The 20,853-nt window shown below is 61.0% G+C and carries 17 protein-coding genes and 1 pseudogene; 6 read left to right on the top strand and 12 right to left on the bottom strand.

The window, feature by feature from the left end:
- The first annotated feature begins 51 nt into the window (after nt 1-51).
- The gene (gene pgl / locus AC0AII_RS04745; RefSeq protein ID WP_490446319.1) at nt 52-843 is read left to right on the top strand and encodes a 6-phosphogluconolactonase; all 792 of its coding nucleotides are present in this window, start codon (nt 52-54) and stop codon (nt 841-843) included.
- Nucleotides 844-872: 29 nt separating this feature from the next.
- On the opposite strand, the gene AC0AII_RS04740 is transcribed toward pgl, so the two are convergent.
- Nucleotides 873-1,649 carry a FadR/GntR family transcriptional regulator gene (locus tag AC0AII_RS04740; RefSeq protein ID WP_490446318.1) on the bottom strand — a complete coding sequence of 259 codons (777 nt, stop codon included), beginning with the start codon at nt 1,647-1,649 and terminating at the stop codon, nt 873-875.
- A 232-nt stretch (nt 1,650-1,881) separates the two neighbouring features.
- Between AC0AII_RS04740 and AC0AII_RS04735 the strand changes: the two genes are divergently transcribed.
- The 3 genes and pseudogenes from AC0AII_RS04735 to gnd (AC0AII_RS04725) all read left to right on the top strand — a co-directional run.
- Entirely contained in the window at nt 1,882-3,327 is a 1,446-nt protein-coding gene (locus AC0AII_RS04735; RefSeq protein WP_101431850.1) for a GntP family permease, read from the top strand.
- Between the two features lie 36 nt (nt 3,328-3,363).
- Entirely contained in the window at nt 3,364-4,041 is a 678-nt protein-coding gene (locus tag AC0AII_RS04730; protein ID WP_490446317.1) for a gluconokinase, read from the top strand.
- A 54-nt stretch (nt 4,042-4,095) separates the two neighbouring features.
- A pseudogene (gnd, locus tag AC0AII_RS04725) lies at nt 4,096-5,007 on the top strand (phosphogluconate dehydrogenase (NAD(+)-dependent, decarboxylating)); the annotation flags it as partial.
- On the opposite strand, the gene AC0AII_RS04720 reads toward gnd (AC0AII_RS04725), so the two are convergent.
- The 4 genes from AC0AII_RS04720 to AC0AII_RS04705 form a co-directional block, all read right to left on the bottom strand.
- Entirely contained in the window at nt 4,997-5,887 is an 891-nt protein-coding gene (locus tag AC0AII_RS04720) for a family 43 glycosylhydrolase (protein ID WP_490446316.1), read from the bottom strand. The pseudogene gnd (AC0AII_RS04725) and the gene AC0AII_RS04720 overlap by 11 nt on opposite strands.
- A 122-nt stretch (nt 5,888-6,009) precedes the next feature.
- Nucleotides 6,010-6,867 (bottom strand): carbohydrate ABC transporter permease, encoded by an 858-nt coding sequence (locus AC0AII_RS04715; RefSeq protein ID WP_490446315.1) that lies wholly within the window; start codon nt 6,865-6,867, stop codon nt 6,010-6,012.
- A complete protein-coding gene (locus tag AC0AII_RS04710; protein ID WP_490446314.1) occupies nt 6,864-7,793 on the bottom strand; it encodes a carbohydrate ABC transporter permease in 930 nt (309 codons plus the stop codon). The genes AC0AII_RS04715 and AC0AII_RS04710 overlap by 4 nt, the downstream gene beginning before the upstream one ends.
- Before the next feature lie 13 nt (nt 7,794-7,806).
- Nucleotides 7,807-9,057 carry an ABC transporter substrate-binding protein gene (locus AC0AII_RS04705; protein ID WP_490446313.1) on the bottom strand — a complete coding sequence of 417 codons (1,251 nt, stop codon included), beginning with the start codon at nt 9,055-9,057 and terminating at the stop codon, nt 7,807-7,809.
- Between the two features lie 185 nt (nt 9,058-9,242).
- On the opposite strand from AC0AII_RS04705, the gene AC0AII_RS04700 reads away from it, so the two are divergent.
- Nucleotides 9,243-10,277, top strand: coding sequence for a LacI family DNA-binding transcriptional regulator (locus AC0AII_RS04700; RefSeq protein ID WP_490446312.1), 1,035 nt, complete (start codon nt 9,243-9,245; stop codon nt 10,275-10,277).
- 69 nt (nt 10,278-10,346) lie between these two features.
- On the opposite strand, the gene gnd (AC0AII_RS04695) is transcribed toward AC0AII_RS04700, so the two are convergent.
- The 3 genes from gnd (AC0AII_RS04695) to AC0AII_RS04685 all read right to left on the bottom strand — a co-directional run bounded on the left by gnd (AC0AII_RS04695) (nt 10,347) and on the right by AC0AII_RS04685 (nt 15,379).
- The gene (gene gnd, locus AC0AII_RS04695; RefSeq protein ID WP_490446311.1) at nt 10,347-11,813 is read right to left on the bottom strand and encodes an NADP-dependent phosphogluconate dehydrogenase; all 1,467 of its coding nucleotides are present in this window, start codon (nt 11,811-11,813) and stop codon (nt 10,347-10,349) included.
- A gap of 112 nt (nt 11,814-11,925) precedes the next feature.
- Complete coding sequence (locus AC0AII_RS04690; RefSeq protein ID WP_144085247.1) at nt 11,926-14,247, bottom strand: KUP/HAK/KT family potassium transporter; 2,322 nt, start codon at nt 14,245-14,247, stop codon at nt 11,926-11,928.
- A 175-nt stretch (nt 14,248-14,422) separates the two neighbouring features.
- Nucleotides 14,423-15,379 (bottom strand): TatD family hydrolase, encoded by a 957-nt coding sequence (locus AC0AII_RS04685; protein WP_490446310.1) that lies wholly within the window; start codon nt 15,377-15,379, stop codon nt 14,423-14,425.
- A gap of 198 nt (nt 15,380-15,577) precedes the next feature.
- On the opposite strand from AC0AII_RS04685, the gene AC0AII_RS04680 reads away from it, so the two are divergent.
- The gene (locus AC0AII_RS04680) at nt 15,578-16,642 is read left to right on the top strand and encodes an alpha-arabinofuranosidase (RefSeq protein WP_490446309.1); all 1,065 of its coding nucleotides are present in this window, start codon (nt 15,578-15,580) and stop codon (nt 16,640-16,642) included.
- 361 nt (nt 16,643-17,003) lie between these two features.
- Here the strand turns inward: AC0AII_RS04680 and AC0AII_RS04675 are convergent, their stop codons facing one another.
- The 4 genes from AC0AII_RS04675 to AC0AII_RS04660 all read right to left on the bottom strand — a co-directional run.
- Nucleotides 17,004-18,368, bottom strand: a complete 1,365-nt coding sequence (locus tag AC0AII_RS04675) for an ABC transporter substrate-binding protein (RefSeq protein ID WP_490446455.1) — start codon at nt 18,366-18,368, stop codon at nt 17,004-17,006.
- Between the two features lie 82 nt (nt 18,369-18,450).
- Complete coding sequence (locus tag AC0AII_RS04670; protein ID WP_490446308.1) at nt 18,451-19,290, bottom strand: carbohydrate ABC transporter permease; 840 nt, start codon at nt 19,288-19,290, stop codon at nt 18,451-18,453.
- Nucleotides 19,287-20,141, bottom strand: coding sequence for a carbohydrate ABC transporter permease (locus AC0AII_RS04665; protein WP_490446307.1), 855 nt, complete (start codon nt 20,139-20,141; stop codon nt 19,287-19,289). The genes AC0AII_RS04670 and AC0AII_RS04665 overlap by 4 nt, the downstream gene beginning before the upstream one ends.
- An 88-nt stretch (nt 20,142-20,229) precedes the next feature.
- Nucleotides 20,230-20,853, bottom strand: a 624-nt coding sequence (locus AC0AII_RS04660; RefSeq protein WP_490446306.1) for a TIM-barrel domain-containing protein, incomplete at its 5' end; no start/stop codon positions are given.

Genomic DNA, 20,853 nt, shown 5'->3' with positions numbered 1-20,853 from the left:
ACGTCTGGGTGTAGGCTGAGGCCAGCATCACCTGCATGCAAGGAGGATCAGATGACCGATCGTCGTACCGTGACCTATGCCACGACCAAGTTGCTCAATCGGGCTACAGCAGTCCGCATCCTGCTCGAGCTGGGCGACCTCCTGGCCCGTCAGGATCGGGCCGACCTGGCGCTGACTGGTGGCCGGGACGCGGCGGATGTCTATGCTCTGATGGGTGCCGATCCCCTGAGCCAGAGCGTGGACTGGAGCCGGGTCCACCTCTGGTGGAGCGATGAGCGGTTCGTGGGCCTGGAAGACCCGGATCGCAACGACGAACAGGCACGGCGGGCCTGGTACGGCGCGCTGATCGACCAAGGGCTGTTGCCGCAGGCCAACGTACATTCCATGCCCGTGGACACCCGCAGCACAGCCCAGGTTGAGGCCGCTGACCAGGAGGAGAACGAACGGGCTCTGACCCAGGCGGCAGCCGCCTATCAGCAGGAGATCATCAACCAGCTGGGCCCTGAGGGTCGGATGGATCTGGCTGTCTTTGGCGTGGGGCCCGACGGCCACTATGCCTCCCTCTTCCCCGACCGACCCGAGGTCAGATTGCAGGACGACGATCCGCTGGTGACGGGCGTCAGCAACTCCCCCAAGCTGCCCCCGCTCAGGGTCACCATGACCACGCCGTTCATCCGCCGGACCCCCAAGGTCTGGCTCTTCACCTCAACCGCTGAGAAAGCCTCAGCCGTGGCTGCTGCCCTGGGAACTACAGACGATCCCCATGTCCCCTCCTCGTATGCCAGGGGCACCCTGGAGACCCTCTGGCTCCTGGACGCTGATGCCGCCTCGAAACTGCACTGAGCCTTCCGCAACACGAGCCTCTGCAAATTTCAGGACTCCGAAGATTCCTTATCCGCAGCAGGGAAGGAGTCTTCGGAGTCTTTTCGAGTCATGTGTTCGATAGCCCGATCGGATTCGTCGACGATCCAATCCATGGCGTGGCGGGCACCCTCTGCATCGCCCCGCCGTATCAGCGCAGCCACGTCCCCGTGCAGCCGCAGCGCCTTCTCATCAGCCTTCCTGGGCATAAGCTCATGCCGGGTCCGCCCAGACAGCACTGAAGCAATCACATCGCCCAGGGCCGCGAACATAGCGTTGCCCGATGCCTCAAGCAAGGTTCGGTGGAAGGTTTCGTCAGCCCGAAGATAGTCCGGCCCGTCGGCCCGGTCAGCGTTGGCTACCATGTCAATGGCGGCCCGCGTCAGCTTCGCCCATTGATCCTGATCAGCATGGCTGGCCGCCAGCTGGGCAGCCATAGGCTCCACGCATGCCCTGAGCTCGGACAGCTCATGCAGGGTCCGCCCCCGGCCAGGTCCGCGCAGCCTCCACTCGATCACCCGAGGATCATAGATGTTCCAGAGCTGACGGGTGTTGACCGTGGCACCGACCTTGCGTTTGACGGTGACCAGACCCATGGCCTGAAGAACCCTGGTGACCTCCCGGGTGACCGTGCGCGAGGGCCTCTGGCTATCCAGATTAGGGGCAGGCAATCGGTCGCCCGGAGCGATGGTGCCATCGACGATGGCCGCCCCCCACTGATCCAGGAGCCGGTCATGCAGGGTGCCTTCTGTAGCCGTCTCGTCATCAGGCTTGCTCGCGCTTTCCACGAATTCCACTTTAGCAACCGGGCTCGTTCCCACAGGAATCAAACGATGCTGCAAATGAGCCGAGGCTCAATCCTGCCCTCAGCATGCCATCTTCCAGACCGTCCCAGGCTCGTGTATGATATGGTCTGTTAAGGCATACGTAATATCACGCTGTCGATATTACGTAATGCAAAAATAAGGGCCGGAAAGCTGCTCAGGCCGAACGGTTCGCATCCTCAGAGAAGAGGCAGCCATGCTTTTAGCGTCGCAGCCGACAGCCGGCGGGTACCTGACCCTGGCGGCGAGTCAGGCCGTTTCCCTGAACACCACCCAATTGGGCATCAGTCTGGTGCTCAGCCTGGCGGTGCTCATTTTCCTAGTCACCGTCGTTAAGCTTCATCCCTTTGTCTCCCTGCTGGGTGCCGCCCTGGTGGTCGGCATCGGTTCCGGCTATGGTCCCGTGGCCACCCTGACCAGCTTCACCGGCGAGTTCGGCTCCACCATGGGCTCCGTGGGCATTCTGATTGGCCTGGGAGCCATGATCGGCAAGGTCCTCATGGACACCGGAGCCACTGACCAGGTGGTCAACACCCTGGTCGCCAAGTCCAAGCCCGCCACCATCCCCTGGATCATGGCCCTGATCGGCGCCCTGATCGGCCTGCCCATGTTCTTCGAGGTTGGCCTGGTCATTCTGGTCCCGGTCATCATTCTGGTGGCCCGCCGTACCAAGCTCCCCCTGATGCGGGTGGCCATCCCCACCCTGGCAGGCCTGTCCATCATGCACGCCTGCGTGCCTCCCCACCCCGGCCCCCTGGCAGCCCTGAGTCAGTTCAAGCAGACCGGCAATGTGGGCCTGACCATGATGTTCGGCATCCCCTTCGCCCTGATCACCCTGGTCGTCGTGGGCCCGGGCTTCTCCCGGCTGGCCTCCCGCTGGGTGCCCATCCAGGCACCGACCGACTTTGTGGCCAAGAGCGAGCAGGCAGGCAAGGAGGAGACCCGACTGCCCTCCTTCGCCATCTCGGTCTGCTGCATCCTGCTGCCGGCAGTCCTCATGCTACTGACCTCCATCTTCGAGATCGCCATTCCCGGATTCAAGGATCGCACGGACGGCCTGGCACAGACCATCAACTTCATCGGCAACCCGGTCATGGCCCTGGCCATAGCCCTGATTGTCTCCATGCTGGTTCTCAAGGCCGCCTCGGGCATCTCCTGGAAGACCGTCAATGACTCCCTGGGAGCCTCGCTGCCCGCTGTGGCAGGCATCCTGCTGATCGTGGGCGCAGGCGGCGGCTTCAAGGGCGTACTGGTCTCCACCGGCATCGGCAAGATCATCGGCACCTTTGTGGAGCACTCCAACATCTCCATCTTCCTGCTAGGCTGGGTCATCGCCGTCTTCGTGCGCATCGCCACAGGCTCGGCCACCGTCTCCATCCTGACCACGGCCGGCATCCTCAGCAACGCCATGACCATGATGCATGCTGGCTCCACGGCCACTACGCTCCTGGTCATCGCCATCGGCGCCGGCTCCATCTTCCTCTCCCACCTCAACGACGCAGGCTTCTGGCTGATCAAGGAGTACTTCGGCCTGAGCGTTGGCGAGACCCTGAAGACCTGGTCGGTTCTGGAATGCCTGCTGTCGGTAGTGGTTCTGGTCCTGGTCATGATCGCCAGCATCTTTGTGCCCATCACCGCCTGAGCGCCATTGTCAGATTACTTTTCAGAAAGGTTACACATGGTCGACACATCGTCAAAGAATTCCGACGCGCTGAGCGCAGAAGATCACCCGGAGCCCCAGGTCCCCTCGGCAGTGGACAACACGGTTCCCCCGGACTACTTCCAAGACCGCACCCCCGTTCTGGTCATCATGGGAGTCGCCGGCTGCGGCAAGACCACCATGAACGAGCACCTGGGCAACAAGCTGGGCTGGGACATGGCCGAGGCCGACGACTTCCACCCCCAGGCCAACATCGACAAGATGGCCCGCGGCATCCCCCTGAACGACGAAGACCGGTGGCCCTGGCTGAACAGCATCCATGAGTGGATCGAGGACCATATGCGGCGAGGAGTGCCCGGAACCGTCACCTGCTCGGCCCTGAAGCGGATCTATCGTGACCGGCTGCGGATGCCGGGCGTGGTCTTCATTCACCTGAGCGGGGACTACGACTCCATCATGGAACGGCTCTCCAAGCGGAAGGGCCACTTCATGAAGCCACAGATGCTGCGCTCCCAGTTCGATGACCTGGAGCCCCTGGGACCGGACGAGGTCCACCTGACTATTGACGTGGGTCTGCGCATGGCTCCCGAGATCGAGGCCGAAGAGGTCATCGACACCCTGGGCCTGCAGTGCGACGTCAAGGCGCACACCGCTCAGGTTCAGGCCGAGCGCGCCCGGCAGGCAGCCCGCCAGTAGCACCGACGATTCGGCCCGACCGCGGCCGACCACCAACCATCGCGGTCAACTTCACACTGTTGCAGTCAAGGGAGAGGAACTGACACTATGAAGATTGGCATGATCGGCCTGGGACGCATGGGCAAGAACATGGCGGACCGCCTGCGCACCGGCGGCCACCAGGTGGTCGGCTACGACATCGCCCCGGACTCGGGCAGGGATGTGGACAGCCTGCAAGCCCTGGTCCAGGCCCTCGAGGCACCACGAGTGATCTGGGTCATGGTCCCGGCCGGCAAGCCCATCGAGTCCACGCTCGATCAGCTGGGCGATCTTATGGAGCGCGGCGACCTGGTCGTGGACGGGGGCAACACCCGCTTCACCCAGGACCAGGAGCACGCCCAAGCCCTGACCGCCAAGGGCATAGGCCTGGTGGACGTGGGCACCTCCAACGGCATCTGGGGCAAGGAAAAGGGCTACGCCCTGATGGTCGGCGGCTCGGATCAGGACGTGGCTCGGATCCAGCCCATTCTGGACACTCTGAAGCCCGAGGGCGACTACGGTCTGGTCCACGCGGGAGGAACCGGCGCGGGTCACTATGCCAAGATGGTTCATAACGGCATCGAGTACGGGATGATGCAGGCCTTGGCCGAGGGGTATGCGGTCCTGGAGGCCTCCGACCTGATCAAGGAGCCGGGCGAAGTGGTGGAGTCCTGGCGCAAGGGTTCGGTCATCCAGTCCTGGTTGCTGGACCTGCTGGCCCAGGCCCTGAAGGAGGACCCCCACCTGAGCGGAATCGCCGGCAAGGCCGATGAGACCGGCGAGACCAAGTGGATGATTGCGGATGCCCTGGAGCTGGGGGTGCCTACACCGGCCATCACCTCGGCCCTCTACGCCCGCCAGTCCTCCAAGATCGAGGACCCCATGACCATGAAGGTGGTGTCCGCCCTGCGCAGCGCCTTCGGCGGCCACCCCATCGTCAGGGAGTGACCAGGTCCCGAGCCGGGTACCAGTAGGATCCCACCTGCGGACGAACCTGGACCATGGCGCCATCGTCGTCGAAATCCAAGGGAGCGAAGACGATTTCGCGATGGCAGCCGTCGCCCCGGCCGTCCCTGGCGAACCTGTGGTAGGCCACGATCCAGTCGTCCCGGTCCGGCACACGGGTGATGCAGTGGTGTCCCGTGGCCAGGATCCCCTTGGCATGATCAGCCTGGATCAGGACCTGGGGCGCGGTCCAGGGCCCGTCCAGCGATGGCGCGCTGGACCAGCGGATCCGGTAGCTCGGATCCCTGGTGTCGTTCTCCGACCATGAGGCATAGTAGGTGTCTGCCCGTCGGCAGATAGTGACGGCCTCGCGGAAGTTGTCGGGCACGGCGGAGCGCACCGAGCCATCTTCCAGACGCAGGCCGTCCGGGCTCAGCTGCCCCAGGTAGGCACGGCCATTGCCCCAGAGCAGATAGGGCACATCGTCGTCATCCACAAAGACCGAGGGATCGATGGGCAGGCAGTCGTAGTCCCCCCGGGCGATGAATGGCTCCTGGGCCGACCGAAAGGGTCCAGTTGGCCCAGGAGCGACAGCCTGGCCAATCTGCCCGTCGGCCACAAAATACAGAATGCAGCGCCCCTGGCGCACCAGCAGGCAGGGAGCCCAGGCACCCTGTCCTCCATGCCACCAGGGAACCTGGTCCAAGTCCAGGATTTTTCTGCGGCTCCAGTGGCAAAGGTCCCCGGATTCATAGACATAGAAGGCGTGCGAGGACCATTCAGGCAGACCGTCCTCGGTGCAGTACAGGTACCAGCGGTCCCCGATCATGACCAGATCCGGGTCCGCGCAGTAGCGATGCAAGGGGTTGCTCGCCAATCCCATCCCCTTCGACCCTTGATGTGCGCTTGTGAATTCCTCCATGGACTGTGACTCCGATTCCTTATGAGTGCGGCGGCCGGAACCTCCGACCGCCGCCATTGACTACGACCTTCCGACTGGTCGCCTTACCCCTTGACTGCTCCGGCAACCAGCCCGGAGACGATCCACTTCTGGCAGAAGATGAAGAAGACGAAGACCGGGATCAGGGCCAGGACCGTGATGGTCATGAAGCTGGGCCAATCAGTAGTGAACTGGCCGACTGCGTTGTAGACCTGCAGGACGATGGTGCGCAGGCTGGAGCTGCTGATGAAGACGTTGGCCGTCATGAAGTCGTTCCAGGTCGACATGGTCTGGAAGACCACCACTGTGGTCAGGATGGGCCTGATCAGGGGCAGCACGATGCTCCAGAAGATCCTTAAGGGACCGGCCCCGTCGATCCTGGCGGCCTCGATGACCTCGAAGGGCAAGGACTGCATGTAGCCCACGATCAGGAAGTAGCAGAAGACCGCCCCGCCCAGGTACATGATGATCAGGCCCAGGAGCGTGTTGACCAGCCCCACGCTGGACTCCATTCGGTAGAGGGGGATCAGGGTGGACTGGGTGGGAATGACGAAGGCGATCATGAGGATCACCCCGATGACCGAGGTGAAGATCGACTTGCGCAGGATCATCCCGTAGGCGGCCAGGGCTCCGATCAGCACCTGGAAGAGGACGCCGAAGAAGGTGACGATCAGGGTGTTGACCAGGCTGCGGACGATGGGCACCGTAGCAAAGGCTCGCGTGTAGTTGCGCAGCGTCCACTGCTTGGGCAGGCCCAAGGGGTTGGTGGCCATGTCGGGGACGGTCTTGAAGGTGTTGATCAGGATGTACCAGAGGGGCACAGCGCAGATCAAGGCGATGATCAGCACCACCACGCTCCTGACCACCGAACGCCGCCGTTCCCGCTGGCTCAGGGTCAGGGTCGAGCTCTTGCTGCTGCTCATTGGAACCTCCTGGAAATCAGGCTGGCGGCGCCCATCTGAGCGAAGACCACCAGGGCCGTGGCCAGGGTGAACAGAACCGCCAGGGCCGAGCCCAGCCCGTACTGGGACTGGCCGATGCCCTGCTGAATGATGGACTGGGTCACCGTATAGGTGGAGTACCCGGGGCCGCCCTTGGTCATGGTGTAGGGCAGGTCGTAGACCTTGAGGCCTCCCGACATGAGCAGGAAGCTGGAGGTGACGATGCCCGGGATCAGCTGGGGCAGGGTGATGTGGACGAACTGCTGGCGGCTGGTGGCGCCGTCCACCGTGGCCTGCTCATAGAGGTCACCGGGGATGGACTGCAGGAAGGCCAGGTAGAGTGTGGCATGCCAGCCGATCTGTGCCCAGACCGCGATGAAGATGACGCAGCACCGGGCCAGGGTCGAATTGGACAGCCAAGGTACCGGGCCCAGACCGAAGACGCCCAGAATAGTATTGATGACACCTGACTTCATGGGCGAGAAGATGTACTTCCAGACCATGCCCATGATGGCCAGCGATGGCACGCTGAAGAAGAAGAACAGGGAGCGGGCGAAGTTGCGGCCCCAGAACTTCCGGTTCAGGGTGACAGCCAGGGGGATGGCGAAGATGGTCACCAGTACCGTCTGAGCCACGGCATACAGGATGGTGAACACCAGGCCCTGCATGGTCGAGGAATCGGTGAACACGCTGTGGTAGTTCTTCCAGCCCACATAGTGCATGTTCAGGCTGTAGCCATTGAAGTCGGTCACCGAGTAGATGATGGTCTGCACCAGCGGCACCGCGAAGAGGATGACGAAGACCGCCAGGATAGGCAGGAGGAACCAGAAGGAGGTCAGATCCTGCCGCAGGCCGAGCATGCGCCGTCGATGGGCGTTGACACGCTCTGCCGCAGATTGGGAAGCCATGATCCAGCCCTTCCTACTTGACCGAGGCCATCTTGTCGTCGATGGCCTTGGCCCACTGATCCAGGTTGATGGACCCCTGAACCAGCTGCTGGGTCTCGGACTGGCGGACCGTAGTCAGCACATCCGGTTTGGCGTAGAAGTTCATGAGCAGGAAGTAGTGGCCTGGTTGCACGTTGGTCCGGTAGACCTGTTCGTACTCGGGCTTGACCTTGGCCTTGAACCCCTGGACGGTGATGGCATCCCCGTTGTCGGCCGAACGCTGCAGGGCCCAGCGGCTGTCCATGAAGGTCAGGAACTTCTGAGCAGCCTTGAGCTTGTCGCCCTTGAGGTGGGAGTAGATGGCGTAGGCGGGCGACGGCGATCCCTGGGCGTAGTTGACCATGCCCTTCTCCATGAGCGGCATGGGGGCCATGCCATACTTGAGCCCGGCCTGGCCGATGGATGGCAGGTCCCAGGGGCCGGTGCAGATCATGGCCACCTGGCCGTTGATGAACTGGGTCTTCATGTCGTCGCCGCTGATGCCGACCGTGTCACGTGTGACCAGGCCCTGGTCGTAGAGCTTCATCCAGGCCGCAGCCGCCTCACGCTGGTCGCTGCCAGGCTTTTGCGGACGGCGGTCGATCAGGCTGGTCACGTCGACCTTGTCCCTGTCGAACTGCGAACCCATGAAAGCGTCGGGAATCCTGCTGGGGCCATCCGCGATGGTCTCCAGGAAGGGCGTGACCCCGGCGGCCTTGAGCTTCTTGCACAGCTGCAGGAACCCGTCCCAGGTCTGCGGCACCTCCTTGGCGCCCGCCTTGGCCAGCAGATCCTTGTTGTAGACAATGCCGGAGGCCCAGGAGGACACCGACATGCCGTAGACCTTGCCCTGGTGGCTGACGAAGTCCTTGTTGGCCTGGGAGATGTTGCGCATGAAGGGCTCCTCGGTCAGATCCCGCACGTAGCCGTTCTTGATCAGGTCAGCCTTGTTCTCGGAGGTGATGATGAACACATCCGGGGCCTGATTGCCGACCAGCCGGGTCTGCAGGGTCTGGATGTACTCAGGGGTCGGCGGCGAGTAGCTGAAGTCCACCTTGATCCCTGGGTTCTCCTGCTCGAATTGGTCGATGTATGGCCTCATCACCTGTTCGTTGTTCCATGACAGGAAGGTCAGCGTGGTCTTGGACCCGTCAGCGCCACCAGCCCCGCAGGCACCCATGGCCGACACCACCATGCCGACCCCCAGCGCCGCAGCTATGCCCTTCCATGCTCGCTTCAGCTTCATGACTCCTCCTTGCAATCAATCCTCTGAACATCCGTCCGGGCTGTTCAACATCGAGACCCGGGAATTGACACGATTCAATTACTGTCACAATTTGGTATAGCACGTTGATTGAATCGTGTCAATCACATTCTGCTAAGGTACCCCGCGTGCCTAAGATAATGGCTAAACCCCGGGAAAGGTGCGAGATGGTGACGATGAGCGATGTAGCCAAGGAGGCGCAAGTCTCTCGGGCCACTGCCTCCTATGCCCTTCGAGGCGATACACGCATAGCGGATGACACCAGGCGCAGGGTCCTGCTTGCCGCCCGCAAGCTCCGCTACTCGGCCAACCTGTCAGCCAGAAGCCTGCGCTCAGGCAAGAGCGGCATCATCGGGGTGGCCATCTTCGAGCTGGACAAGCCTTATCCTGCGCAGATGAGTGCGGCCATCTCCCGGCAGATCAACGCCCACGGCATGCAGGCCATCATCCAGCAGACCTCCAACTCCAAGCAAGACGAGGTCTCCATACTCCGGCATGTGACCAGCCAGCTCTGCGACGGCACCATCTTCAGCCCAGGCAGCATCACCAACGAGGAGATGCAGGAGCTGGCCGACGGCAAGCCTCTGGTCCTGCTGGACGACCCCTCAGCCGAGCCGGTCTTCGATTCGGTCATGACGGCCAGCACCGAGGGAGCTGCCATGGCTGTGCAGCACCTGCTGGACTGCGGATGCCGGCGAATAGGCGTGGTGGGTGCCGACATGACGGCCAGCACCGATCCGATCCAGCGGCACGCGGTCCGCGGCCGCAGGGTAGCCGGCTGTCTGAAGGCTCTGGAGGACGCCGGAATCAGGGCCCGTCCCCAAGACTTCCTTCCTCTGGATCGCTGGGACGGGGAAATGGCCCGCGACCTGGGCCATCATCTGGCGGACACGTCCGACCTGCCCTTTGATGGCATCTTCTGCATGACCGACTCCCTGGCCCTGAGCCTGATTCGAGGACTGCACGAATGCGGCGTGGAGGTCCCTCGGGACCTGGCCGTCGTAGGATTCGACGGCATTCAGGAAGGAGCGCTCTACATACCCTCGCTGACCACCATCAGCACCGACAAGGACGACCTGGCCCGCAAGGCGGTGGACGCCCTCCTGGCCCGTCTGCAAGGCGACGACGATAATCGTCCTCCCACCCGGACGACTGCCGCCTGCCGGCTGGTGGTCCGGGAATCCACAGCCAAGATTCGCTGACAGGTTGACAAAAGGGTCCACGCTGCCGACTTAGCGGCTGCGCGGACCCCTGCGGTTCTGGCGAGAAGCTCAGTCCTGCTTGATCTCGGACTTGTCCTCGGCCCAGAGGGTGTGGAAGGCACCTGGCTGATCCACACGCCCATAGGTGTGGGCCCCGAAGAGGTCACGCTGGCCCTGAATCAGGGCGGCGGGAAGCCTATCGGAACGCAGCCCGTCGTAGTAGGACAGGGAGCTGGCGAAGACGGGAATGGGGATGCCGGCCTGGGTGGCGCGGGCCACGACACGCCGCCAGGAATCCTGGGCCTGCTCGACCGCCTGCTTGAAGAAGGGGTCGAAGAGCAGGGAGTCCGGCTCACGGCCAGAGGCGTATGCATCGGAGATCCGATTCAGGAACTTGGCCCGAATGATGCAGCCGCCGCGCCAGATGCGGGCGATGGCACCCATGTCCAGCTTCCAGCCGTAGACCTGGGCGCCCTCCTGCATCTCGTTGAACCCCTGGGCATAGGCCACGATCTTGGAGGCATAGAGCGCCTGGCGGATGTCCTCGATGAAGGACTTGCGAGCCTCAGGGTCGGTGGCAAGGTCGGCCATGACGGCCTTGGGCTGCGGCCCCTTCAGACCCTCTTGGGCCGCCTGGCTGCGCAGCTCGGGCGAGGAGGACAGTCCCCTGGCGAAGACGGCCTCGCCGATGCCGGTCACGGGCACGGCCAGATCCAAGGCGGTCTGCACGGTCCAGGTGCCGGTGCCCTTCATGCCAGCCTGGTCGGTGACGATGTCGATGAAGGGCTTGCCGGTGGCGGCATCGGTGTGATGGAGCACCTCAGCGGTGATCTGCACCAGGTAGGAGTTCAGATCCCCCTGGTTCCACGCTTCGAAGACCTGGGCGATGGCCTCAGGCTCCATGCCCAGGCCCCGGCGCATCAGGTCATAGGACTCAGCGATCACCTGCATGTCGGCGTACTCGATGCCGTTGTGGACCATCTTGACGAAGTGGCCCGCCCCATCGGTGCCGATATGGGTGACGCAGGGCTCGCCATCGACCTTGGCGGCGATGGACTCCAGGATGGGCCCCAGGGTCTTCCAGGACTCATCGGTCCCGCCCGGCATCATGGAAGGCCCCAGGAGGGCGCCCTGCTCGCCACCAGAGACGCCGCAGCCCACGAAGTGCAGCCCACGGGCCCTGATGGCCTTCTCCCGGCGGATGGTGTCCTTGAAGTATGCATTGCCGGCATCGACGATGATGTCACCGGGCTCCATCAGGTCGGCCAGGTCATCGATCATCTGGTCAGTGGGATCCCCGGCCTTGACCATGATGATGGCCGTGCGGGGCTTGGTCAGCGAGGCCACGAACTCCTGCAGGGTCTTGGCCGGGACGAACCGGCCCTCCTGGCCATGATCGTTGATCAGGGTCTCGGTGCGCGAATAGTGGCGGTTGTAGACCGCAACGGTATTGCCGTGCCGTGCCAGGTTCCTGGACAGGCTGGCACCCATGGCGGCCAGACCCACGACTCCGATATTGGCTTGAGCTTGTGTCATCACATCACCTTTCGACGGTAGCCCGGAAAGGCCGGGCACCAGGTTCCATGCCGTCAATTCTATGGCCCGGACTCGATTTGGGCCAAGCTCCCCGGGGTGAGATTCCACTCATTCAGCCCTTGTGGTGCTTGCCGCCCTTGATCTTGCGGGAGGGCAGGACCACGCGCGTCAGCTTGGGAACCGCCCGGGTGGAGACGAACAGGGGCTGCACCTCCACGATGGGGTTGTAGGGAGCCAGGCCGAACCACTTGATCGGCGAGCCCGCCACCTTGCGGATGGCGTACTTGACCTTCAGCGAGAAGGCGCCGCGGGAGTCGATCTTGGACTCGGGCATCAGGGCCTTGTGGACCAGCACATAGGTGACGGTGCCGATCTGCGGGTCCTCGTCCACCTTGGGGTAGATGGAGGGCTGCTTGGGCAGCTCGCCGCTGTCGATCAGCTCGTGCATGATCTGGTGCAGGTAAGTGGCCACATTCTGATCCACCTTGAAGCCCAATCTCATGCGCACGCGGAAGAGGTAGTTGGTGCCGAAGTTCTCCACCGAATACTTGCGGGTGTAGGGGGCATCCGTGGTCTGGACCGAGACCGCCCACCAGGCCCGGGCCCGCTTGGGCCGGTTGGCGAAGATGGAGAAGAAGATGTCGGTGTCCAGCCGCCGCATCTCCGCGTCCGAGGTCAGATAGACCAGGTTGTCCGCATAGTAGGGGACGCGGAAGTCGTTGTGGAGCATCTCCAGGGCGGGCAGACACTCCTTGGCTGTCATATGCCGGCGTTGCGAGCGCTCCACCTTGGTGCCCACATCCCAGGTGTACATGATGTAGAGGATGGCCGCGGTCAGCAGCATGGTGAACCAGCCGCCGTGCATGAACTTGGCCATGGAGGCCATGAAGAAGAGGATCTGGATGGCCAGGAAGACCAAGGCGAAGAGCAGAGAGAACACGCGCTTGCCATCGTGCCAGATGTAGTCGGCCAGCAGAACGGTGGTGGTGATCATGGTCACGGTCAGGGCCAGTCCGTAAGCGGCCGAGATGTGCTCGGAATCCTTGAAGATGGCCAGCACCGTCAGCGTAGCCACACACAGGACCCAGTTGATGGTGGGAATGTAGAGCTGGCCACGGGTGCGCGCCGGGTAACGCACCTGAAGGTGAGGCATCCAGTTGAGGCCTGTGGCCTCCGAGACCATGGTGAAGGCTCCCGTGATCAGGGCCTGCGAGGCGATGACGCCAGCGGTCACCGACAGGATCACCGCCACGTACCGCACGGTGGTAGGCATCATCTGGAAGAAGGGGTTGAGCCCATCCACACCCTGCAGGGCCTTATTGTCACGATTGCGCAGGATCCAGGCCCCCTGGCCGAAGTAGTTGAAGACCAGAGCGATGTTGATGAAGGGCCAGGTGGCGTAGATGTTGCCACGGCCCACATGGCCCATGTCGGAGTAAAGGGCCTCGGCTCCCGTAGTCGACAGGAAAACCGTGCCCATGATGGTCAGGCCCACCGGATTTTGCGGGCTGAAGAGGAAGCGGATCCCGTAGACCGGGTTCAGCGCCTCGAAGATGGACCAGTCGTTGCCGATGCAGTAGATGCCGATCAGGGCCAAGAAGGCGAACCAGACCATGACCACGCTGCCGAAGACCTTGCCGATCCGCTCGGTTCCGCGCGATTGGACCGCAAACAAGATCAGGATGATCACGAAGGTGATGACCATGGTCAGGTTCCCGTTTTCACGGAAGATCGGAGTCAGGACGGGGATGGTCTTGAGTCCTTCGACTGCCGAGGATATGGAGACCGCCGGAGTCAGCACCGAATCAGCCAGGAAAGCCGCGCCGCCGACCATGGCCGGGATGGCCAGCCATTTGCCATAGTGCCGGACCAGGGTGTACAGGGCGAAGATGCCACCCTCGCCCTTGTTGTCGATCCGCATGGCCACCAGCACGTACTTGACCGTGGTGATCAGCGTGATGGACCAGAAGACCAGGGAGAGCATACCCAGCACGGCCGCCCTGTCCACACGGGCCATGCCGCCCTGCCCTGCCACGAAGGCCTGCATGGTGTACAAGGGTGAGGTGCCGATGTCGCCGTAGACCACGCCCAGGGCCACGATGCACATGCCCAGGCTGATCCTGTCTGGCGAAGACTGCACCCGCCGCCACCAGCGGCCCAGAGGGCCCTTTGGCGGGGTGCGGCGACGCTGGGCTGCCCGCTGGGCCTCGCGCCGGACCCGCTTGAGCTCGTTCTCCTCCTCCCGGGTGCGGGACTTGGCCGAGATCTTGGGAGCCTTGGTGAAGCTCTCCTGAGGAAGTATCGATTCTTTCGTCGGCTGACCCTTGCGACGGGCCGTCGTCGGCTTCGCCCTTTTTTCACCGGATAACCGGGGTGGTTCGTCAGCGCCCCTGCCATCATCCTGAGCCGCCAACTCATGCCGCTCATCCGCCATAGAGCCCTCCATCGGCCAAAGCCTTCACTCATCTACTTCCGGGTGCCGTATGTTGCTGTTTGCGCACACGTGCGACGACAACCGTAGCACTCTCCCCCCACACTCGGCAGGGGCGATTCAGACCGCGACACACCATTAGCTTAATCCCGGCCAGGCACCGTCCGTCGGACATCCCCTACAGGCCATAAACCCGTCGCGTGGTGCTTGCCGTCGCTTCGGCCACTTGGGCCAGGGGGCGATCCAGGGCATCGGCCATAGCTCGCAGGGTGTAGGGAATCATGTAGGGGGAGTTGGTGCGTCCCCGGTAGGGCATGGGACTCAGGTAGGGCGCATCGGTCTCCACCATGATGTGGTCCATGCCGACCACAGACAGCGCCTGGCGGATTCCCTCGTTGCCCTTGTAGGAGACCGTCCCCGAAAAACTCAGATACCAGCCGTGCTCGGCAGCCACCTGGGCCATCTGCGCATCCCCCGAATAGGAATGGAAGATCGTGCGTTCGGGAGCGCCGTCCTCCAGCAGGGTCTCAATAACATGCCGATGGGCGTCGCGGTCGTGGATCTGCATGGGCAGGCCCAGCTCCTTGGCCAGGGCGATGTGGTCGCGGAAGGCCTGCCGCTGGATCTCTTCGGCCCCTTGGCCGGTTCGGAAGAGGTCCATGCCCGTCTCTCCGATGGCCACCACCTGGTCGGGATATGCGCGAGCCAGACGGGCGACCTCCTCAAGCGCCTGCTCGAAAGAAACCTCATGCCAGGGCTGATATTGCAGCGGCAGTCCATCCGGTCCCGGCACCCCTCGATGGCCGTGCAGGACGGCCTCATTGGGATGGATGGCCAGGGCCGCGTGAACCACCCCGGGATGGGCCAGGGCCAGGTCCACAGCCGTCTGCAGGTGGGGCAGCTCGCAGCCCACGTCTACGGCCCCGACCACCCCCACAGCCCGGGCCCTTTCCAGCTGCTGGTCGACCGTGCGGACGGGGACCGGATCCTGCCCGCGTTCCCTGGCCTGCCGATCCATCTCCTGGGCGAAGGGGACCACGGAGGCCATGTGGGTGTGATCGTCGATGACTCCGATGCCTTCGGGCAGCGGCTCGGGGTCGGGAGCCCAACTGCGGTCGCGATGATGCTTGCTCATGGTCCACAGTCTAGGGTCCCGTGCGGCCCAAACCGCGACCCGCCCGGACGACCGGCTCTGCCAAAAGGAAGGTCGGCAGCTAGAATCACCTCTGACGGCCCTGGGATGGCCGGAACGGAAGAGCGAAGAAGCACCCGCCGCCTGTCCGCCAGTTCCCCGCCGCCGCGGTACCGTTGCCGTAAACAGGAAAGGTGGAACATGTCTACGGATTGGCAACCCTCGTTCGAGGCGACCAGCGCCTACCTCTTCGTCCACTTCACCGGCCATGAACAAGCCGAGACGGATGAGCAGCTCTACTTCGCCCTCAGCCGGGACGGCCTGCACTGGCATGACCTGCGGGCCCAGGGAGACCCGGTGCTGACCTGGAGCGAGGGGGAGGGTGGCGTGCGCGATCCCTATATCGTCCGTGGACCAGACGGCCTCTTCCACATCATCGCCACCGACCTGTCCGTCTACCACAGGGGCGGCTGGCAGGAGGGCCGGTCCACGGTGGATGGATCCACCGGCCTGGTCATCTGGGATTCCCCGGATCTGGCCCACTGGGGCAGACCCCGCCTGGTGGACGTAGCTTCGGCCATTCCCAAGGCGGGCATGGCCTGGGCACCGGAGGCCTGCTGGGATGCCGACAGAGGTCAATGGATAGTCTTCTGGGCCACGGCGGCCGCCGACAGCGCCGAGGACCCGGCCGCAGCCGACCTGGCCAACGAGCTGGGTGACGGCATCAACATGTACTACGCCACCAGCACCGATCTGGTGTCCTTCTCCCGCCCGGTCAAGTGGATCGACCGCAGCAACGGGATCATCGACACGACCATGCTCAAGGCGCCCGACGGCTGGTGGTACCGGGCCTCCAAGGATGACCAGATCACCCTGGAACGCACCCGCAACCCCTATGCGGCCACCCACGAGCTGGTGCGTACCGACGACGACCAGGCCTGGTCATACCTGTCCAACCTGACCGACATCTTCGGCCAGGGGCGCTACTCCTCGCGGTATCTGGAGGGCCCCGAGCTCTTCCTCTACAACGATGCTGATGCCGCAGGGCCCGACGGCCGAACCATGCCTTTCGGCTTGATCTGCGACCAGTTCGCCGAGGGCCGGGGCTATCTGCCCTTCCGCTCGGCGGATTTGTCATCCAGACGGCGGCAGGACTGGGCCCTGGTTACAGATATGAACTTCGGCCGGCTGACCAAGCGCCACGGCTCCATCATGCCCATCACCGAGAGCGAGTATCGAATTCTGAAGCGGACCCTGACCCGCTGAGCGGTCTCTTGGCGGGTGCGAGCACATATAGATCCACTGCCCGTCAGATATAACTGAAAATAGGCGGTCGACACGTCCCTAAAACTCGGCAGGCTTAGGCCAAAAGCCACAGCTCAAGGCGACCGGGCATATGACCAGGTATGCAGGTCTGGCAGTAATCACAACAATTCTTGTCCATAGTCCACACACCAAAAGCTTCAGATCTGATCAAGCAAGGGATCCTGGGTCGAAGTAGAAAAGCACAGATGCGAATATGGGCGCTTGACCAAGCGGTATCTATGCGGATACCTGCACCGATCATGATGCATTCGACGAGGGTAGGGGACGGCAAAGTACCGCCCCCCGTTGTTCGACCAGAGAGTCAGTTTTTGGAAGCCTGGATTTCGGCGGCCCATCCGTCTACGAAACGATGGACAACCGTATTCCAATCACCGGTCCCCTGCGCATACTCCAGCATGGCATCATATATGTTGTTTTGATAAGTAGCAGAAGGTTGCATGGTGTGGACCCAAGGAATCTTCTCGGTCTTCGACTTAGTATCCTTCTGGGATATTTCAACCAAAGGGTTGTCGGTCTTAACATCAGCAAAACTCTTGAAAGGTGTCGTGAAGCCCATATCCTCGCTCATGGCCTTCTTGCCCTCATCGGAAGTTATGACCCACTTCAGGAAGTCTTCAGTAGCTTTCCGGTCCTGCTTGGATGCCTTCTTGTTGATGCACCAGTAGTTCATGGTTCCGGTGGTCAGTCCCTGCTTCTCCTCGCCCTTAATACCGATGTACATAGGGATCATCCCCACATTCTCTGGCTTAAAGCCTGCATCGCGCAGATCTGTCCATGCCCAAGTACCGTTTTGGTAGAAGGCGGCACTGCCAGTGGCAAACTCTGAGTTGGCATCGTCCAGAGTCAGGGAACCCAGCTTGGATGGTTCGACGGTGGAATCTTTGAGATAAAGATCCCAGATCTGTTTGAATTCCGGCAGGTACGTGCCCTTGATGGTTGCGGGCTGCTTTTGGACGGTATTCTCATCCTTGAATTCATAGTAGAGAGGCACGGCAGCAAGCTGCTGGCCGAAACGCCAATTGGAAGAGGAATCCATACCTGCCGAGGTGAAGGCCCCCTTGATCCCAAGATCATCCTTATGCTTCTGCAGGCCGTCGGCGACTGCTTTGAGTTTCTGGAAGGATTTAATCTCACGCGGGGACTTGACTGCGGCATCAGACAACTTGCAGTACTTATCCAGAATTTCCTTGTTATAGATGATGCCAATAGACTCGGTCACAAATGGGACAGCTACCACGTGGCCAGCATCATCTTTGAGCGCTGTTGACTTGTCTTCAAGCTGTTTGTAGGGCTCGGTCCCTGAAATGTCAGAGACGTAGTCCTTCCAAGTCCTTAAACCCACAGGCCCAGTAACCTGAAAGAGTGTGGGGGCCTCCGTCTTGGACATCTCGGACTTCAACGCCTGATCGTAGGTCCCGGAAGCAGCCGTCTGCACATGAACCTGGACGCCGGTCTCGTCGGTGTACTGCTTGGCAAGATCCTCCCACTGCGTAGCCACCTCCGGCTTGAAGTTCATATAGTAAACCTTGCCCCCTGAGGCCTTGCTTTCATTGCTGCTGCCCTGACTTCCGCACCCCGACAGACCAACAAGCCCCATGGCCAGCGTCACACCGACCACTGTCAGCTTCCGTATGCTTCTTTGCATAATGGTTCCTTTCATTTTTATTGATTTACAAAATTCCACTTCAGCGAACGCCGGTCTTCTCCCATAGCCTTTTGGAAGAAGAGGGCATGGCTGCCTCGGAAAATCATCCCTTCACCGCACCAGCCGTCACACCGGCAATGATGTATTTCTGACAGAAGATATAGAAGATGATGATAGGAATAATGGTCAGCACTAGGCAGCCCATCATGGCCCCCATATCCACAGCTCCATATCCGCCTTTAAGATATTGAATGGCTATGCTGGCGGTTTTGTACTTTCTCATGTCAAGCGTCAAGTAGGGCAGCAGGAAGTCATTCCATATCCACATGGTCTCCAAAATGGCCACCGACACTAAGCTAGGCTTCATAATTGGGACCAAGATCGTGAAGAAGGTCCGAGGCACACTGGCTCCGTCAATCATGGCAGCCTCTTCAATATCCATGGGCAGAGACTTGATGACGCCTGTAAACATGAAAACGCACATACCGCAGCCGAACCCCAAGTAGAGGACCCAGAGCCCCCAAGGCGTGTTCAGCCCCAACATGTCAGCTATCTTCGAGAGCGGGAACATGACCATCTGGAACGGGACAATCATACTGAAAAGGAAAAGCATGTAGATGACCTTTGAAGGAATGTTGTTGACCCGAACTATCCACCAGGCACACATAGAGGTGCACACCAGCATCAGTCCTACTGCTCCCACGGTCACGACCACGGTCCAGCCGAAGCTGGCGATGAGATTGGTTCGTCGTATTCCACGGGCATAGTTTTGCAAACCTACAAATGTCTTTGAGGTCGGCAGCGAAAAAGTGCTTTGCGAGATGTAGATCTTGTTTTTGAAAGAGTTGACTACCACCAAGGCAATGGGGAAGATCCAGAAAATGGAAAGTATCGCGAAGATGATGGTCCAGATCCATCCATGTTTAAGATCAGTCCTTTTCATGCCGTCACCTCCTTCCGAGTCGTCAATCTGTTCTGGATCAGGGCCACGATGGCCACAATGATGAAGAAAATCACGGCTTTGGCCTGGCCGACTCCCTCATAGCCAGTACGTCCGTAAAAAGTCCGGTAGATATTCAAAGCCAGCATTTCCGAGGTATTGGAGGGTGCCCCATTCGTCAGAGCAAGGTTCTGATCGAAAAGCTTGAAACCGTTGGTCACAGTCAAGAAGGTGCATACGGTGATGCTGGGCATCATCAAGGGTATGGTGACCTTGAAAAGAATCTGTCTGGACGAAGCCCCATCAACAGCAGCTGCCTCCATCACGTCATCAGGCAGGGCCTGCATTCCAGCTATGTAGATGACCATCATGTATCCGATCTGCTGCCAGCACATGAGAATGACCAAGCCCCAGAACCCATAGGTACCCGAATAGGTCAGCGATCGACCCCAATGCCCAAAGACCGCATTCAGAAGCAACTGCCAAACATAGCCCAGAATGATCCCGCCGATCAGGTTGGGCATGAAAAATACGGCACGGAAAAGGTTCGCCCCTTTCATCGTTTTGGTGAACATGTAGGCCACGAAGAATCCGGCCACATTGACCACTAGGGTGGTGACTACAGTAAATAGAACTGTAAAAACCAAGGCATGCTGGAATTCCTTGTCGGAAAACACCCCTTGGTAGTTGTCCAGTCCCACCCAGCGTGAATCGCTGACAGTGGTGAACCTGGTAAAGCTCAAGTAAACCCCCATGATGAAGGGAACCAAAAATCCTATCAGGAACGCCACGATTGTGGGCAGGAGAAAGATGATCCACCATCGGCGTATGGTTTTACCAATCATTGATGTCATAATTGGCCTTCTTTCTAATATTGAACCGGTTCAACTTAAAGTGCCGAAAAATCCCCCGACTTAGTCGGTCTTGGATAAAGTCTCAGATCTAGATCAGGCCACGCAGACCGTGGTCCTTACCGTCCCTGGCAAAGAGGGGCACTACGTCCAGTGGGGCCTGAACTTCGACGGAAGACCCGCCTTTGAAGTCCTCACCGGTTGACAAGCAGGTCCACTGTACTTTTTCATCTCCCGGAAGGTAGACACGCCGGCTATCGACACCGGCATCAGTGACCGGAGCAACTAAAAGATCGGGGCCGAACATGTATTCATCGGCGATATTGGAACAGTTCGCATCGTCCTGAAACTCGTAGAAAAGCCCCCGCACGATTGGATCGCCATCCTCATGAGCAATTCTGAAAAGTTCGCGTAGATATGGACGCATGGCCTCTCTAATGGTGATGTACTTGCGAAAGACTGCTTCCACCTTCTCCCCGTAACTCCAAGGCTCATTATCAGCGCCAGAAGGCAGACGAGGGGTGCCATCTGATGCGTAGATCGGCTCTTTGGGATTTCCGTCCTCATCAATACGGCTGCGATCGCCATGGTTTCGCATGACGGGCAGGAAGCAAGAGAAAGCACACCAACGCATCAGGAGTTCTTTGAATTGGGGGTCTTCGATGTCCCCGTCGTGGAAGCCGCCCATGTCGGTGGTGAACCAGGGGATGCCGGC

The sequence above is a fragment of the Bifidobacterium sp. VU/mBH4 (B4) genome (genome assembly GCF_058199535.1).
This window is presented reverse-complemented; position numbering and strand designations above follow the sequence as displayed.